This is a genomic window from Actinopolyspora xinjiangensis (assembly GCF_900104475.1).
Taxonomy (GTDB): Bacteria; Actinomycetota; Actinomycetes; order Mycobacteriales; family Pseudonocardiaceae; genus Actinopolyspora; species Actinopolyspora xinjiangensis.
Genome location: NZ_FNJR01000006.1, coordinates 231744 through 248161, shown reverse-complemented (window position 1 = coordinate 248161; position 16418 = coordinate 231744). Strand labels below are relative to the sequence as shown.

Here is a 16418-nt window from a genome sequence, read left to right as displayed (position 1 = left end):
TCCGGGACGCGAGCGCCGCCCGGCCGCGTGCTCACCCGGCCACGGGCCCGTGACGGGGCTCCGTCCGACGCGGGGACCGGTCGGGGATCAGAGCCCTCGCAGGTGCGAGGTGTCGTTGACCAACCTCACCGAGGCGTTGCCGTCGGGGTAGAACTCCGCCACCGACAACGAGGCCAGGTCGAGGTGCAGCCGATAGAACAGTTCGGGCCCCACTCCCAGGGCCATGCGCAGCAGCGACTTGATCGGGGTGACGTGCGTGACGAGCACGATCGTCCGCCCCGCGTACTCCCGCAGCAGCTCCCGCCGCACCACGTCGACCCGCTCGAAGACCGCGTTCATGCTCTCACCCTCCGGCGGCGCCACGGCTGGATCGCCGAGCCAGCTGCGATGCAGCTCCGGGTACCGCTCGGACGCCTCGGTGAAGGTCAGCCCTTCCCAGGCTCCGAAATCGGTCTCCATCAGTCCGTCGTGCGAGACCAACCGCCCACCGACAGCCCTGGCCACCGCCTCGGCGGTACCGCGCGCGCGGCTCAGCGGGGAGGAGAGCACCGGAACCGTCCCTTCCCCGGACGAGAGCTCGTCCATCGTCAACAACCGCCCGGCCGCCGCCCTGGCCTGCCGTTCGCCCAGTTCGGTGAGAGGAACGTCCCCTCGCCCCGAGTAGCGCTTGTCCACCGACATCGGAGACTGCCCGTGCCGCAGCAGCAACAGCCGTGTCGGTGATCCCACCGCGCCGCTCCAGCTGGCCGCCCCTCCGGGGGTGGAACTCGCGGACGCGGCCTCCTCGGCGGAGGAACGCGCCACCGGCTCGGTCCGCGCGGCCTCCTCGGCGGAAACCGTCGAAGCGGCCGGTTCCGGCACCGGCTCCTCGCCGTTCGCCTGCCGGTCCATCGCCTCGTTGGCGAGCCGGTCCGCGTGGGTGTTGCGGTCGCGTGGGATCCACTCGAACGGCGCCGAGGTCAGCCGCGAGACGAGCCGCCGGGCCTCGGCGGCCAACGGCTGCAACGCCTCGTGCTTGACCCGCCACCTGCCCGACATCTGCTCGACGACGAGTTTGGAGTCCAGCCGGATCTCGGCTTCCGTCGCGCCGAGCTCCAGGGCGGCCGTGACCCCGGCGATCATGCCCCGGTACTCGGCGACGTTGTTGGTCGCCTCCCCCAGTCCTCCGGAACGCTCGGCCAGCACGGCACCGGTGTCGGCGTCGCGAACCACCGCCCCGAAACCGGCCGCCCCCGGGTTGCCGCGCGAGCCGCCGTCGGCCTCGACGATCACTCGCGTGCTCACAGACCCGACTCCTTGGTACGCACCATGATCGCGCCGCACTCCTCGCAGCGCACCACGTCGTCGGCCGCTGCCTCCCGCACCGAGGCGAGCGCCGCCCGGTCCAGTTCGAGGCGGCAGGCCCCACACCTGCCTCCCTGCAGATACCCGGCACCCGCCCCGCGCTGCTGCCGGATGCGTTCGTAGAGGTCGAGGAGCTGCTGCGGGATCTCGCCCGTCAGGGACTCCCGCTCGGCGAGCCGCTTCGCCTCGTCGCTTTCCAGGTCGGCCAGCGCCTCGTCGCGGGCGTTGCGCGCGTCCTCCAGTTCGGACTCCGCCGCGTCCACGGCCCGCTGGGCGTGCGAAACCTCGGTCTCCTGCGCCTCGCGGCGCTCCATGACCTCCAGCATGTCGTCCTCCAGTGCGGCCTCGCGCCTGCTCAGGGTGCTCATCTCGTGCTGCAGGTCCTCGAGCTGCTTGGAGGACTCGGTGGAATCCATCAGCTGACGGTCGCGCTGCTGCCTGGACCGCACCTGCTCGACCTCGTTCTCCAGCCGGTCCACCTCGTTCTGCAGATCGTCGAGCGTGGTCCGCGCGGCCACCAACGCGTCCTGTTTGGTCCGCACCTCGCGCTCGGCGGCGCCGATCCGCTCCAGTTCCGGCAACGTCCGCCTGCGGTGGTTGATGCGGTTGAGCTCGGAATCGACGTTGGCGACTTCGAGCAACCTGCGTTGTGCGGCGGGATCGGCTTTCACTCGGGCTTCCTCCCAGATTCGGTGGCCCTCCCGTGCGCGTGCACCGTCCACGGATCGGTGCGGCACGAGGAGACGAGGACTTCGACAGTATCGGGCAACGCCCCGCCGAGGATATCGGCGGCCTGCTCGCACCAGGGCCACTCGCTGGCCCAGTGCGCGACGTCGACCAGGTTGGGAACGCTCACCCCCGGAACGTCGGCACGGGCCAGGTGCTCGGCGGCCGGGTGGTGTCGCAGGTCCGCGGTGACGTAGGCGTCCACCCCAGCCGCGGTGGCCGTCTCCAGGTGCGAGTCTCCGGAACCGCCGCAGACCGCGACCCGTTCGACGAGCCGCCGGGGGCTCCCGGCCCCTCGGGCTCCCCACGAGGTCGTGGGCAGCGCTTCGGCGACCCGCCGCACGAACTCCTCGAAGGGCTCCGGTTCCGGGAGGGTTCCGATCCTGCCCAGCCCGGTGTCCGCCCCCTCCCGGTGCGGGCTGAGCGGGCCGGTGACGGTGAGCCCGAGCCGCGCGGCGAGCGCGTCGGAGACACCCGGGTTGGCGGTGTCGGCGTTGGTGTGGGCGCAGTACAACCCGACCCCGGAGCGGATCAGCCGGTGCAGCAGCCGCCCCTTGGGATCGTCGGCGGGCAGCGCGTTCACCCCGCGAAGCAGCAGGGGATGGTGCGAGACGAGCAGCTGCGCACCCTGCTCGACGGCGGCCTCCACGGTTTCCTCGACCGGATCCACGCAGCACAGCACACGCCGCACCGTGGCTTCCGGATCGCCGCAGACCAACCCGACCGCGTCCCACGATTCGGCGAAACTCGGCGGGTAAGCGGTCTCGAGCACGTCGAGCACGTCCCTGATGCGTGTGGTCATCGACTCGCTTCCCCTGTCGTCTGTCGATTCTCGGTGCCGGGAACGATCGGCTCGTGACGGGGAACCGTCTCCGGGAGACCACCGAGCTCCGCGAGGACCTCCCGCAAGGCCGAGACCAGACCGGAGTTCTCCGAACTCCCCCGGACAGCCACCCGGACGTGGTTCTCGTCGAGGCCGGGGAAGGTGTCGGCCCGGCGCACCGCGATGCCGCGCCTCCGGAGCCCTTCGCGCACCGAGGGCCCGTCCGGCACCCGCAGCAGCAGGAAGGGTGCGGCCGCGGGCAGCGAGACCGTCACGCCCGGTATCCCGCCGAGCTCGGCGGCGAGTTCGTCGCGGTGACCCGCGATCTCCCGGGCCGCATCGCGCGACTCGGCGACGGCCGCGGGTTCGCAGCACGCGCGCAACGCCTCCAGACCGAGTGTGCCCACCGGCCAGTGGGGGCGACCGTGGGTCAACCGGCGCAGCAGCTCCGGCTCGCCCAGCGCGTACCCCACCCGCAGGCCGGGCAACCCCCACATCTTGGTCAACGAGCGCAGCACGAGCAGGCCGGGAATCCGCTCGGAAGCCAGCGATTCGGGCTCCTCGGCCACCGCGTCGGCGAACGCCTCGTCGACGACCAGCACCCGTCCGGGGCGGGCCAGCGACCGGACGGTCTCGGCGGGGTGCAACACCGAGGTCGGGTTCGTGGGGTTGCCCAGCACTACCAGATCGGCCGCCTCGGGCACGGCTTCCGGGCGCAGCCGGTACCCCTCGGCGGGGTCCAGCAGCACCCGGGTGACCTCGACGCCGCCCTCACGCAGCGCCAGCTCGGGCTCGGTGAAGGAGGGGTGCACCACGGCGGCCAGCCTCGGCCGCAACGCGGGCAGCAACGCGAAACCCTCCGCCGCTCCGGCCAGGGACAGCACTTCCTCGGCAGGACGGTCGTGCCGCTCGGCGACGGCACGGCGCGCGGCGAGATCGTCCTCGGCCGAGGGATAACCGCCGAGCCTGTCCAACGCGGCGACCAGCCGATCGCGTAACCACTCCGGAGGACGCCGCAACCGGACGTTGACGGCGAAGTCGAGCAGCTCGCCAGCGGCGTCCACATCACCGTGGTGGCGCAACATCTCCCTGTCGTCCCGGCGAGTCATCTCCGGCAGTCTAGCTACCGGGGAGGGCCGCGTCGGACAGGCGGCGGTTCGCCACCGAGAACGCCACGGGCGTGTGGCGAAGGTGCCGCGCAGCGTCACGGCGGGGCCGGAACCCGGCGCCGGAGCGAGGTCGCCCGGCGGGACACTGGGGACGTGACATTCGATTCCACCACCAAGCCCTTCCACGTGTCGTTCGTCTGCACCGGCAACATCTGCCGATCCCCCATGGCCGCGCTGGTGTTCGGTGAACACCTGAGACGCGCGGGCCTGGCCGACCGAGTCGAGGTCTCCAGCGCCGGGACCGGTCCCTGGCACGTGGGCGAGTCCGCGGATCCGCGCACCAGCGCGGTGCTGGCCGACCACGGTTACCCGACCGAGCACACCGCCGCCCAGCTCGACGAGTACCACCTCGACGCGGACCTGCTGCTGGCCATGGACGCGGGGCACCTACGCGTGATCCGCGACGCGATCAACAATCCCGACCGCGCCCGGCTGCTGCGCTCCTTCGACCCGAAGTCGGACGAGTGGGCCGAGGTGCCGGACCCCTACTTCGGCGGCGAACGCGGTTTCGACGGGGTGCTGGAGATGATCGAGGCGGCGATGCCCGGACTCCTCGACTGGGTGAGGGCCGGGCTGGGGGAGCAGCGTTCCACGAGCTCCTCCGAGACGGTGTCCTGAACTCTCGCTCGCCGAGCGAACGCGATGACGTCCCAGCGCACCGAGGAGGAAACGCCATGAGTCGGTCACCCGCCGGTCTGGCGGAAGCCGTCGCGGAGTTCACCGGGGCCTCGGCGGCGACGCCGCGCCGCCTGGGTGGCGGCGACGCCTCGACGGCCTACGAGGTCCCGCTCTCCGACGGTCGCAGCGTGTTCGTCAAGGCCGCCCCGGCGGACATGCCGGGGGCCCTGCGCGCGGAGGCCGCGTCGCTGCACTGGCTGGCCGAGCCGGGCGCGGTGCGGGTCCCCCGGGTGTACGGCGACGACGAACGGTGGCTGGTCACCGAGCACGTGGCCGAGGTCTCCCCGACCCCGGAGGCGGCCGAGGAGTTCGGACGCGCCCTCGCGCGCACGCACGCCGCCGGCGCTCCCGCGCACGGCTGCCCGCCCCCGGGCGGGCCCCGGCACGCGTGGATCGGGCTCGCTCCGATGCGCGACGAACCCGCGGCGGACTGGCCCACCTTCTACGGCACGCTGCGCGTGGAGCCCTACGTCCGGCGGCTGGTGGACTCCGGAACACTGCGGACCTCGGAAGCGGAACCGATAACCGCGGTCTGCGAGAGGCTCGGCGAACTTCCCGGTGCCGACGAACCACCCGCCCGGCTGCACGGCGACCTGTGGAGCGGGAACGTGCACTGGGGACGCGCGCCGGGGGACGCGGAACCGCACGTGTGGGTGATCGATCCGGCCGCCCACGGTGGTCACCGCGAGACCGACCTCGCGATGCTGCGGCTGTTCGGCTGTCCGCACCTGGAACGAGTGCTGGCGGCCTACGAGGAGGAGTGGCCGCTGGCGGCGGGATGGCGGGAGCGGGTAGGCCTGCACCAGTTGTTCCCACTGCTGGTGCACGGCGTGCTGTTCGGTCGGAGTTTCGCCGTGCGTGCCCGCGCGGCGGCGGAGGAGACGCTGCGCCTGTTCTGAGGCCGTTCGGAGCCACCGCTGTTCTGCGCCGACTTCCGCGCGTCGGGCCGCCGGGGTGCTCGTCGGCTCCCGATCCGGCGTCGTCCGCACCGAAAGCCGGGAGACACCGCCCACTCCCCGCCTGGCCCGTGCGGCGTCCGGCGAAAGGACCGGACTACCGTGGACCCGTGCGTTTCGGGTTTCTACTGCGCCCCGGCTGGATCGGGTTGATCCTGCTGGTCGGCGTTTTCTCCACGGTCTGCTTCACGGTGCTGGCCCCGTGGCAGTTCAGCAGGCACAACGAGACGCAGGTGCGCAACGACGCGATCCGTTCCTCCATGCGGGCGGAGCCCAGGCCGCTGAACGAGGTGCTGCCGCGCGGACGGGCTCCGAGCTCCTCGACCGAGTGGACGCGGGTCACGTTCACCGGGCACTACCTTTCCGGGGACGAGGCGCTGGCCTGGCAGCGAACCGTGCTCGGAGAACCCGCCTTCGAAGTGCTCACCCCGTTCCGCCTGGAAAGCGGTGGAACCGTGCTAGTCGACCGGGGATTCATCCGACCGGTGGAATCCACCAGAGCACCGGAGTACTCGGCCGCCCCCGAGGGAACGGTGCGCGTGACGGCGCGAATCCGCACGAACGAGCACGACGCCGAGCAGCGGTCGATGTTCCGCCACGACGGGCACCGGTGGACCTACGCGATCAACTCCGACACCGTGGGCGAGGGACTCGGCGTCCCGATGCGCTCCGGGTACTTCACGCTGGTCGGCGAGCAGCCCGGCGTGCTGAGCCCGGTACCGCTGCCGAGGCTGGAGTCGGGACCGTACTTCTCCTACGCCATGCAGTGGATCATCTTCGGGATCATGGCGCCGCTCGCGGCGGGATACCTGATCTACAGCGAGGCGCGCTCCCCACGCACTCCGCTCGGCGGCTCCCCCCGCCGGGAGAGCACCGCCAGGCGCGGGAAGTCCCGCATGTCGGTAGCCGAGGCGATCGCCGCGGAGGAACGCCGGGAGCGCGAGAACTCGACGGGGACCTGAGCGAGCGCCCCGGAGAGGGGCACGGCACCCCGCTGTCGGGCGACGGAGGACGAGAGGCACGGGCCGCTTCACCCTCGGTCGGATCGGTGCGATCCGAACACACGAGCCTGCCACCCAGCGACCGCCCCGCGCGGGCCCACCGCCGCCTGAGAGGGATCAGCGCCGCCGTCGGCCGACCACCGACGCGGTCACCGCCGCGAGAACACCTCCCACGGTGCCGACCAACCTGGACAGCTCGACACTTCGCGTGACGTCCCCACCGTCGGCGGTGCGTCCCTCCCCCAGCACTGGTCGGCTCTCGGTGGCGTGTCCGTAGTCGGTCCGTCCCCCCAGTCGAATACGCAGCGCACCGGCGAAGGCAGCCTCGACCTGACCAGCGTTGGGGCTGGGATGCGCCGAGGCGTCCCGTCGCCGGATCCGCCCGCTCTCCCGTGCCGAGCCGCCGACGACCGGCGCGCAGGCCGTGGTCAGCGCGGCGGTGGCACGTGCCGGCACCAGGTTGAGCAGATCGTCCAGCCGTGCCGCGGCCCAACCGAACGAACGGTACCTGCTACTCCGGTTACCGATCATGGCGTCGAGCGTGTTGGCCGCCCGATAACCGACGAGGCCGGGAACTCCCGCCAAGGCTCCCCAGAACAGCGGAGCGATCACCGCGTCCGAGGTGTTCTCCGCCACGGACTCGACGGTGGCGCGCGCCAACCCCTGCCCGTCCAGGCCATCGGCGCGACGACCGCACAACCCGCGCAGCCGGAGGCGTGCGGCGTCCAGCTCCCCGGCGTCGAGATGACGTGCCATACCGGTCCCCTCCACCGCCAGCGAGGTCCCTCCGAGCACGCTCCAGGTGGTCAGTGCGGTCACCGTCGCTTCGGCGACCGGTGAGCGCCGCACCACCCGTTGAACCGCCAGGCCGAGGAACGCGGCCGTTCCCACCAGGCCCGCCGTGTGCAGCGCCCCCGCCGAACGGCTGTCGCGGTAGGTGGCCTTCTCGACGCGCTGGGCGAGCCCGCCGAACGCCGCCACCGGGTGTCCGCGCCTCGGATCCCCCAGAACCGCGTCAGCGGCCACACCGAGTAATAAACCGACCGCCCGCCCCGAACTCACGGCAACTCCTCCTCGCAAGGTCCACCAGGTCCGTGGCGCACGCTACCTCCCCGCCCCGGAACGGAAGGCACCCAGGCCACGAGTAACGGAGTGTTTTCGGAGGCGTCCGCGAGCGGGGTTATCGTGGCTGACCGTGACCGCCGATCACGAAGCCGTCGAGCCGCTCTCCGGAACGATGCCCGACGCGATGCCCTCGACCGAGGATCCCGCAGCTCGTCCGGCGAGCGTCGGACGGGTCACCGGCACGGACGGAGCCGCCCTGACCGGCCCCGCTTCCCCGGGGAGCACGACCACCACCGGAACCACGAGCGGCGAAGCCGCCGCCGAGGAGCGGGACCTCCCCTCGGCGGCGGAGGTCGGCTCGGGCGAACGGCGACTGCTGCTCTACCGGCACCTGCAGGTGAGCGGGCACCGCACCTATCTGGCGATCATGCGGCTGTTCACCTCCACCCTGCTGGCCGACCTCTCGGCCTCCGAGGTCGCGGGCACGCTGGCCGTCGCCGAGCGAGAGGGCAGGATCGCCGAGGGCGAGTCCGAGCTGTCCACCGTGGTCGAACGGCTCCGCAAGCTCCGCGAGTGGGGCAACCTGACCTACGGCAGGCGCGAGACGACCGCGTCGAGCATCGCGGAGTTCCAGCACGGCAGCGTTCGCTTCCAGGTCAGCAAGCTGGGGGTACGGGTGCAGCGGGACGTGGACGCGCTGCTGCGTGTCCCGGAGGGTGCGCGGGAGGTCTCCAGAGAACTGCTGCCCGCCGTCGAACGCGGGCTGGGCGCCATCGTGGAGCTGCTGCCACCCGGTACGAACGCCGACACGCTGCCCGAGTCCACGAGGGAACGGCTCTCCGAGCAGGTCACCACGGTCTTCCTGCAGCACTCCGAGCTCGCCGCCACGGTTCGCGACTTCTACGCCTACCTGGGTCAGGTGGTCACCCGCCACCACCTGAACGCGGGTGAGATATCCGGTTTCCGGAACCTGCTGGTGGAGTACATCCAGGCGGTGGTGGAGGACGTGATCCGCTACACCGAACCGATCGCCGTCTCACTGAGAGCACTGGCACGACGCCGCGACCAGCTACTGGCGGCACTGGGCACGGTCGAGGACCTCGGGGACGGGGTGGAACGCGCACGGGGCAGGACCGGTGCCGACTGGCAGGAGCTCACCGACTGGTTCCTGGACTCCCCCGGCAGGCCGAGTCAGGTCTCGGCGCTGCGCGAGGCCACCGCCCGCGCGATCGGATCGTTGCTGGCCAGCGTCAAGCACGCCACCTCGGGTGGGGGTCCGGTCCCCGGACGTCGTGGCGACCTGCTCAACCTGGCACGCTGGTTCGACGGTTCGGACCAGGCCGGGGCGCACCGGCTCTACGCGGCCGCCTTCGGGTTGTACTCCTCCCGGTGCCTGCAGCCCGCTCCGTCGCACGACGGGGACGAGCACAGCGCCGGCTGGCTGTGGGGCAACCGGGTGGAGGTCGCGGTCAACGTGCGCAACCGTGCCGACCGGAGCGGCAGCGGCGGCACCGCCCGGGTGCTGCACGACCCCATGACCGAGCAGCGGCTGCTGGACGAGCGCCGGGCCGAACAGCGGCGGCGCGCGGCGGCGGTGAGCGAGCTCGCCGCCGTGGAGGGGCCTGCGGACAGCAGACTGTCCGCGGACGCCCTCGAAGTACTGTGCGAACTGCTGACCTCGGCCATGGCCGACCGGGACGACCCGACCCAGAGCAGCACCGCGCTCGAACCGGTCCACCGACTGCGGCTGCGAATCCACCACGAGCGGGGAAGGCGAACCACGATTTCCAGCGTGCACGGCGAGCTGAGCCTGGACGACACGGTCCTCGAACTGGACGTCTCCGAAATGGCGGACAGTCCCGGCGGGACGGACGCACCGCTCTCCGGCTCGGACACCGGCGAGGCGGCCCGATGAGAGCACGGGAGACCACAGTACCGGGATTCGAACAGCTCGGGGACATAGACGCGGCCAACGTGGTGCGCTGCGCCAGGACGCTGTTGCGCCGCCCCCTGCTGCACGCCGCGAGCCCGGACGGCGACCTGCTGGGCATGATCTACCGTCACCGCGCGGTGCTGCAGGAGCTGTTCGCCACCCTGCTCGGCTACCGCCTGGTGATCCACCGGAGGTACGCGCGGCTGTACAAGTCCGGACCGGGCGAGGACGCCACGAGGGCGGTTCCCACGCTCACCCCCCGCGGTTACGCGCACGTGGCGTTGACCCTGGCCGCGCTGACCGGCTGCGGAAAGCAGGTGCTGCTGTCACGACTGATCGAGGAGATCCGCGCGGCGGCCGGCGAAGCGGGTCTCGTGATCGGTGACGCACCGGGGGATCGCAGGTCGATGGCCGCCGCGCTGCGCCACCTGGTCGACCTCGGGGTGCTCACCGAGACCGAGGGGACGGTGGGGCCGCTGGCCAACGACACCGCGGCGGAAGCGCTGATCACGGTGGACACCGACCTGCTCGGCCAGCTGGTGACCGGTCCCCTTTCGGAGGCCGACGGTCCGGAACGACTGGTCGAGCTGGCGGCGGGCACCGAAGGTGCCCACGCCGTCACGGTGGAGCAGGCCGTGCGGCGCAGACTGGTGGAGGACCCGGTGGTGCACTACCACGACCTGCCCGAGACTCAGGCGAACTGGCTGCGCAGGCACCGCGCCGGTGAGGCGCGGTTGCTGGAGCGGTACTTCGGCCTCGTGGCCGAGTCCCGTTCGGAAGGGATCGCCACCACCGATCCGCAGGACTACCTCAACGACGCCCCGTTCCCCGGCAGCTCGACGGTGGCGCGCGTGGCCCAGCTGGCGTTGCCGAAGTTGCTGGAGGGCTCCGAACCCCGCGAGGGCGATCACCGGCACCCGCTCGGGCGGGAGGATTTCGCCCGGGTGTGCGGTGAGTTGCTGGAGAGTTACCCGGCGGCGTGGTCGCGCCGGGCGCTCGAGGACCCCGACTCACTGGTGGCGATGGTGGTGGACCTGCTGCGCCGCGTGGGCGTGCTGACGCCGCACGACTCCGGGGAGGCCGAGCGCTGGCTGCTCAGTCCCAGCGCGCACCGCTGGTTGCCGATCCCGGACGGCGAGCCCGGCACCGCCGAGCGGGAGACGGACACCCCGCCAGAGGAACCGAGCCCCGATCTCGCGTTGTTCGACTACCCGGAAGGAGAATCCACGCGGTGAGCACGGAAGCGGTGGAGTACCAGGAGGGCACCGCGGGACAACGGTCTTCGACCGCTTCCGGCGGGGCCCGCCTCCCCGGCGGCGGGGTCGGTAGCCGTTGGAGCCTGCGACGTGGCGGCGTGGTCAACATCTGGCAGTACGCGAACCAGGAGTTCGACCTCAGTGGTGGACGCGCGATCTTCCAGGGAACCAACGGTTCGGGAAAGTCACGCACCCTGGAACTGCTGCTGCCGCTGTGCCTGGACGGCGATCTGCGACAGATCGGTTCGAAGGGCTTCGACACGGTCAGCATGAAACGGTTGATGCTCGACGAGCGCGAGGGCGGCGGTAACCGCGTCGGCTACGCCTGGGTCGAGCTGTCCAGAGTCGAGGGGGACGGCTCGGAGCGGTTCCTGACCTGCGGGATCGGGGTGAAGGCGGCGGCGGCTTCCAACCAGATCAGCGATTCGTGGCGGTTCGTGACCGAACGCCGGGTCGACCACGACCTGCGGCTGATCGGACCGGGCGACGTGCCGTTGGGCCAGACCCAGTTGCGGGACGAGCTCGGCGCCGAGTGCCTGTTCGACGAGCAGGCCTTCCGCGCCAGGATCGCGGGCACGGTCTACGGCATCACACCGGAACGCTACGGCGACCTGCTGCATCTGCAGCGCACCCTGCGCAACCCGGACGTGGGGCTGAAGGTGCAGGAGGGCCAGCTGGAGCAGATCCTGTCCGACGCGCTGCCCCCGCTGGACTCGACATTGGTGCAGCGGTTGGCGACCTCCTTCGAGGACCTGGAGTCGATCCGCGAGAACATCCTGCGGCTGACCACCGCCGACAGCGCGCTCGGAACCTTCATGACCACCTACTCGGACTACGCGCTGGCGGTGCTGCGCGCGCGGGCGAAGGAGTCCCGCGAAGCGGCGGGCCGGTACGACTCGCTGCGGGGCACGATCGAGGAGCTGACCGAGCAGCACCGGGCCAAGCTCGACGAGCGCTCCGAGAGCGACGAGCGGGTGACCGAACTGGAACGGCGCGACCGCGAGCTGGACTCCTCGTTGCAGGCCCTGCGGCAGAGCCCGGCCTACACCGAATTGCAGAACCTGCACGACCGCAGGGCACTGGTGGACAACGCGCGCTCGACGGCCGAGGACGCGCTGCGCACCGCCGAACGGCACCGGGACCAGGAGCAGCGCTCGGTCTCCACGGTGCTGGGCATGCTGGAGCGCCTGGGTTCGGACGTCGCCGCGGCCAGGCAGCATCGCGAGCGGGCGGAGTCCCTGCTCACCGCGTCGGGGTTGGACGGTTCGCTGGCCCCTGGCGTGCCCACGATGCCGCCCACCGAGGCCACGGTCCGTTCGGAGGTCGTGCGTGGCACTGCCGATACCGGCTCCGAATGGCTCAGCGTGGAACGTCACGTCCCGCCACAACCGGACACCGAGGAGTTCGCGGCCAGGCTGCGCGAGGTCGACGAACACGCCGAACGCGCGGTGGAGGCCGCGCGGCAGCGCGGGGCACTGACGCTGACGCTGCACCAGCGGGCCGTGGACACCGACCGGCAGCGGGCCGAGGTGGACGACGCCGAGCGACGGGCCGAAGCGGCCAAGGTGACCGCCACGGAGGCGGCCGCGCGGCGCAACCAGGTGCGGCAGGACCTGCACGACACCGCGCTCGCGTGGCTCGACCGGCTGCGCGGCTGGTGGCGCGACGGGGCGCTCACCGAGGAGGCGGCGGACGGCCCCGCACCACCGGACTCCCCCACACTGGAACAGCTGGTGGCCGATCGCTTCGCGGCACGCGGGGGTCGGGAGCGAACCCGCGAGTGGGCCCAGCCGGTGCTGCACCGCGCACGGATGCGCGTCACCGAGCTGGACCGGACGCTGGCGGAGATCCGCTCGACCGTGGCGGAGCGCGACACCGAACTGGCGGAGCTGCGTTCCGGTGGGGAGCGCGTTCCGGAGCGCCCCTCCTGGGCCACCGCCGAGCGGGTCACCGGCTCGGGCGAGGCGTTCTACCGGCTGGTGGACTTCGCGGAATCGCTGCCCGAGACCGAGCGCGCCGCGCTGGAGGGAGCGTTGCAGGCCTGCGGGCTGCTCAACGCGTGGGTGACCGCCGACGGCACCGCCGTCGACGCCGACACCGCCGACGTGCTCGCCACCCCCGCTGAACCGCTTCCCGAGCACTCCCTGGCCGAACTGCTGGTTCCCGCCGCCGAATCGGACTGTCCCGTCTCGGCGGAGCGGATCGGGGCGTTGCTCCGCTCGGTGGCGGTGACCTCCGGCGGCGAGCTCTCGGTCTCCGCGACGGGTCACTGGCGCAGCGGGGTGCTTTCGGGAGCGTGGCGCAAGACGGCGGCGGAGTACGTGGGCGCGGGGGCGCGCCGGGCCGCGCGGCAGCAGCGCATCGCCCAGTTGGAGGCCGAGCTGGCCCGGCTGCGTTCGGAACTCGGTGACGTGGAGCGGCGACGAGCCGAGGCGAACCGCCACGCGAACGCGCTGGAGCGGGAACTGGAGTCCTATCCGGACGACGACGAGCTGTTCAGCGCCCACGCCAGACTCGCCAGCGCGATCGACGACGCCGACGAGGCACAACGCGAGGCCAATCGGTTGCGGCAGGACCACGAGCAGGCAGAGGAGCGTTGGCGGGCGACGCGTTCGGAACTGGTGCACGCGGCGGGCGGAGCGGGGTTGCGTCCCGAGACCGAAGCGCTCCGGGAGGCCAACCGGGCCGCCACGGACGCGCGACAGGCGTTGGAAACGTTCCGCGAGGCCATCGCCTCACGTTGCCTCGGCACCCTGGAGCAGCTCGGCAACACCCTGCTGCACCACGACGCCACGGTCGCCGACCGGATGGCGGCCGAGTCGTTGGCCGAACAGCACTGCGCGAACCACGCCGAGCAGGCGGCGGCGCTGGCGGAGTTGACGGCCTCGGTCGGCGACGAGGGACGACAGGTCGCCGAGCAGGTCACCGAGCTGGAGAACGAGCGGGAAGGTCTCCGCGAACGGTTGCCCGAGACGCGGGAACGGGCTTCGGCCGCCCGGGAGGCCGCGGGCAAGCTCGAGGAAAAGCTGAACGCGGCTCGCGTACGACTGACCGAACGGGAGTCGGAGAGCCGGGACGCCGAGGCCGCGCTGCGCCGGGCCCTGGAGCTGCCGGGGTTGTGGGCGGCGGCGGTCGAGGCCACCGACGGGGAACTGCCCTCGCGACCGGGGGAGTCCGAGCAGGCGGTGACCGCGCTGCTCTCGACCACGGTGGCGCGTTCCTCCCCCGGCAGCACCACGGCCAAGGCGGTCCACGACAAACTGCACCCGTTGAAGCAGTCGCTGAGCGGTCACTTCGACGTCACCACCGCCGAGGACGAGGGGGTGCTGACCGTGACGGTGATCGGCGAGGAGGGGCCGTTGCCGGTCGCCGAGGCCGCGCTGCGGATAAACGGGCGGCTGGTCGAGCAGCGGGAGTACCTCAACGAGCAGTACCGTTCCATCTTCGCCGACTACCTGATCCGCGACCTCGCCGAACGACTGCGGGACCAGATCGCGGTGGCCCGGGACCTGTGCGACCGGATGAACCGGGTGCTGGACGGTGCGCGTTCCAGCCAGGGAGTGCACGTGCAGTTGGACTGGCAACCCGCCACCGCGCTGAGCGAGGACATGCGCCAGGCCATCGAAGTGGTCCGCAAACCGTTCGCGAACCGGGAGGAGCAGGAGGACGCGCTGCTGCGCCGGGTGTTCACCGACCTGATCGAGTCGCAGCGGGAGAGCGTCTCGGGCGGATACGGTGAGATCCTGGCCAGGGCGCTGGACTACCGGGACTGGTACGAGTTCACCGTGCGGGTTCGCGACGCGGGGCCCGACGGACAGCCGCGCGTGCGACGGCTACGGCAGTTGTCCTCGGGAGAGACCCGGCTGGTGTCCTACGTGACCCTGTTCGCCGGGGCCGCGTCGTTCTACGACGCGATCGAGTCCTCGGGCGAGCGGCACGATCCGCTGCGCCTGGTGCTGCTGGACGAGGCGTTCGAGCGGCTGGACGACCCGACGGTGGCACGTATGCTGGGGCTGCTGGTGGATCTGGACATGGACTGGATGATCACCTGGCCGAGCGGATGGGGGGTTTCCCCCAAGATCCCGAAGATGCACATCTACGACGTGCTGCGGCCGCGCAGCGGGCACGGGATCGCCTGCACCCACACCGTGTGGAACGGTCGCGGTCTGGAGCGAGCTGAACAGTGAACGACGCCGAGGACATCCGCGCCGTCTGGGACCGACCCGAACTGCGGGGGCTCTGGGAGCGCGCCAGGCAGGCGCTGGAGGCTCCCGAGCGTCCGGCGACCTTCCGACTGGAACTGCCGGACGAGGGGACCCGCCGTGAGGTGGGCAATCTCTACGGTCGTCCGATGTGGGGCCAGGGCACCAGGATCAATGTGTCCAAACTGGATGAAGCAGTGCGCGGGAGCCGCTTCGGCAGGAGTTTGGAAGAGGTGCTGGAGATCCTGCACGAGCGGCCGGTCACCCCGAGGGAGTCGGACTCACGGCGCCGGCGGCAACGAGGCGACCGGACCGTCGAAGTACTGGGCGCGGCGCTGGCCGAGCACGGTCTCGGGGATCAGCCGTGGGCCACGGCGTGGCAGCACTGGGTACGGCAGTACGGACGGGTGGCCGAGGCCGACCTGGAGTCCACCGCGGCACGCGCCGCCGCCGTGCTGGCACGTCTGGTGCTCGACCCCTCCGAGCGACCGCGGACCTGGCGTGCCCGTACCGATCTCGCCGCTCGTTTCGCACGCGGCGCGCACGGGCTGGACAACGGCACCACGCTGAGCCGGGTGGTGCTGCGTGCCGCGGCGATGGCGCACGGGGTGGACTCTCCCGGCAACGAGCGCGAGCGCAGGAACCTGTGGGAGCGCTGCGGAGTCACGCTGGACGGGGTCTCGGCCACGGTGCCCTGCTGGGCACTGCCGCTGACCGGGGCCGACACGTGGTCGGGCACCGTGCGGGAACGTACCGAAGCGGGGGTGCCGACCCACCTGACACAGCTCGACCTGCGCGCGGCACCGCCCGCTCTGGTCGAACCGGGCACGGTGATCGCGGTGTGCGAGAACCCCCGGGTGCTGGAAGCGACCGTGACGGAAAGGGTGCGGCATCCGCTGATCTGCGTCTCCGGTAACCCCACCACGGTGGCCCTGGAGCTGCTCGACCGGCTGCGCGCCGACGGTGCGGTCCTGCGCTACCACGGTGACTTCGACTGGTCCGGACTGTCCATCACCGCCTCGCTGTACGAGCAGCAGGGGGTGGTGCCGTGGCGGATGTCGGCCTCGGACTACCGCGAAGCGGTCAACCGGGCATCCGCGCTGCGCACCGACCTGCAGATCCTCGACGAGACCCCCACGGAGGCACCGTGGGATCCCGAGCTGCCCGAGGTGATGTCCAGCGCCGGTCGGGTCGTGGAGGAGGAGATCGTCCTCGACGAACTGCTGGACGACCTGCGGAACGGACTCGGCACCGCGCCCTGAACG

12 protein-coding genes are annotated in these 16418 nt (G+C 71.7%); 7 read left to right on the top strand and 5 right to left on the bottom strand.

Annotation, left to right across the window (positions count from 1 at the left end; translation table 11 throughout):
• Positions 1-87 precede the first annotated feature (87 nt).
• The 4 genes from BLQ75_RS11650 to cobC are packed head-to-tail and all read right to left on the bottom strand — an operon-like array spanning position 88 to position 4002.
• Entirely contained in the window at positions 88-1284 is a 1197-nt protein-coding gene (locus tag BLQ75_RS11650) for a bifunctional RNase H/acid phosphatase (protein ID WP_092601504.1), read from the bottom strand.
• A complete protein-coding gene (locus tag BLQ75_RS11645; RefSeq protein ID WP_092601502.1) occupies positions 1281-2015 on the bottom strand; it encodes a zinc ribbon domain-containing protein in 735 nt (244 codons plus the stop codon). The genes BLQ75_RS11650 and BLQ75_RS11645 overlap by 4 nt, the downstream gene beginning before the upstream one ends.
• Complete coding sequence (locus BLQ75_RS11640) at positions 2012-2872, bottom strand: Nif3-like dinuclear metal center hexameric protein (protein WP_092601500.1); 861 nt, start codon at positions 2870-2872, stop codon at positions 2012-2014. The genes BLQ75_RS11645 and BLQ75_RS11640 overlap by 4 nt, the downstream gene beginning before the upstream one ends.
• The gene (gene cobC / locus BLQ75_RS11635; RefSeq protein ID WP_092601498.1) at positions 2869-4002 is read right to left on the bottom strand and encodes an Rv2231c family histidinol phosphate aminotransferase CobC; all 1134 of its coding nucleotides are present in this window, start codon (positions 4000-4002) and stop codon (positions 2869-2871) included. Before cobC ends, BLQ75_RS11640 begins: the two co-directional genes overlap by 4 nt.
• A 153-nt stretch (positions 4003-4155) precedes the next feature.
• On the opposite strand from cobC, the gene BLQ75_RS11630 reads away from it, so the two are divergent.
• From BLQ75_RS11630 to BLQ75_RS11620, 3 genes are all read left to right on the top strand, one after another.
• Complete coding sequence (locus tag BLQ75_RS11630) at positions 4156-4680, top strand: low molecular weight protein-tyrosine-phosphatase (protein WP_092601496.1); 525 nt, start codon at positions 4156-4158, stop codon at positions 4678-4680.
• A 56-nt stretch (positions 4681-4736) separates the two neighbouring features.
• The gene (locus tag BLQ75_RS11625; protein ID WP_092601494.1) at positions 4737-5639 is read left to right on the top strand and encodes a fructosamine kinase family protein; all 903 of its coding nucleotides are present in this window, start codon (positions 4737-4739) and stop codon (positions 5637-5639) included.
• Positions 5640-5806: 167 nt separating this feature from the next.
• Complete coding sequence (locus BLQ75_RS11620; protein WP_092601610.1) at positions 5807-6658, top strand: SURF1 family cytochrome oxidase biogenesis protein; 852 nt, start codon at positions 5807-5809, stop codon at positions 6656-6658.
• A gap of 156 nt (positions 6659-6814) precedes the next feature.
• Here BLQ75_RS11620 and BLQ75_RS11615 read toward each other — a convergent pair whose 3' ends face one another.
• Positions 6815-7759, bottom strand: coding sequence for a cobalamin biosynthesis protein (locus BLQ75_RS11615; RefSeq protein WP_092601492.1), 945 nt, complete (start codon positions 7757-7759; stop codon positions 6815-6817).
• A gap of 133 nt (positions 7760-7892) precedes the next feature.
• Between BLQ75_RS11615 and BLQ75_RS11610 the strand changes: the two genes are divergently transcribed.
• The 4 genes from BLQ75_RS11610 to BLQ75_RS11595 are packed head-to-tail and all read left to right on the top strand — an operon-like array spanning position 7893 to position 16415.
• On the top strand, positions 7893-9677 hold the full coding sequence (locus BLQ75_RS11610) for a DUF2397 domain-containing protein (protein WP_244515457.1): 1785 nt from the start codon (positions 7893-7895) through the stop codon (positions 9675-9677).
• On the top strand, positions 9674-10930 hold the full coding sequence (locus BLQ75_RS11605; RefSeq protein ID WP_092601490.1) for a TIGR02678 family protein: 1257 nt from the start codon (positions 9674-9676) through the stop codon (positions 10928-10930). The genes BLQ75_RS11610 and BLQ75_RS11605 overlap by 4 nt, the downstream gene beginning before the upstream one ends.
• Positions 10927-15138 carry a TIGR02680 family protein gene (locus tag BLQ75_RS11600; protein WP_092601488.1) on the top strand — a complete coding sequence of 1404 codons (4212 nt, stop codon included), beginning with the start codon at positions 10927-10929 and terminating at the stop codon, positions 15136-15138. The genes BLQ75_RS11605 and BLQ75_RS11600 overlap by 4 nt, the downstream gene beginning before the upstream one ends.
• Positions 15135-16415: a TIGR02679 family protein gene (locus BLQ75_RS11595; protein ID WP_092601486.1), complete on the top strand. Its 1281-nt coding sequence runs from the start codon at positions 15135-15137 to the stop codon at positions 16413-16415. Before BLQ75_RS11600 ends, BLQ75_RS11595 begins: the two co-directional genes overlap by 4 nt.
• Positions 16416-16418: the final 3 nt, after the last annotated feature.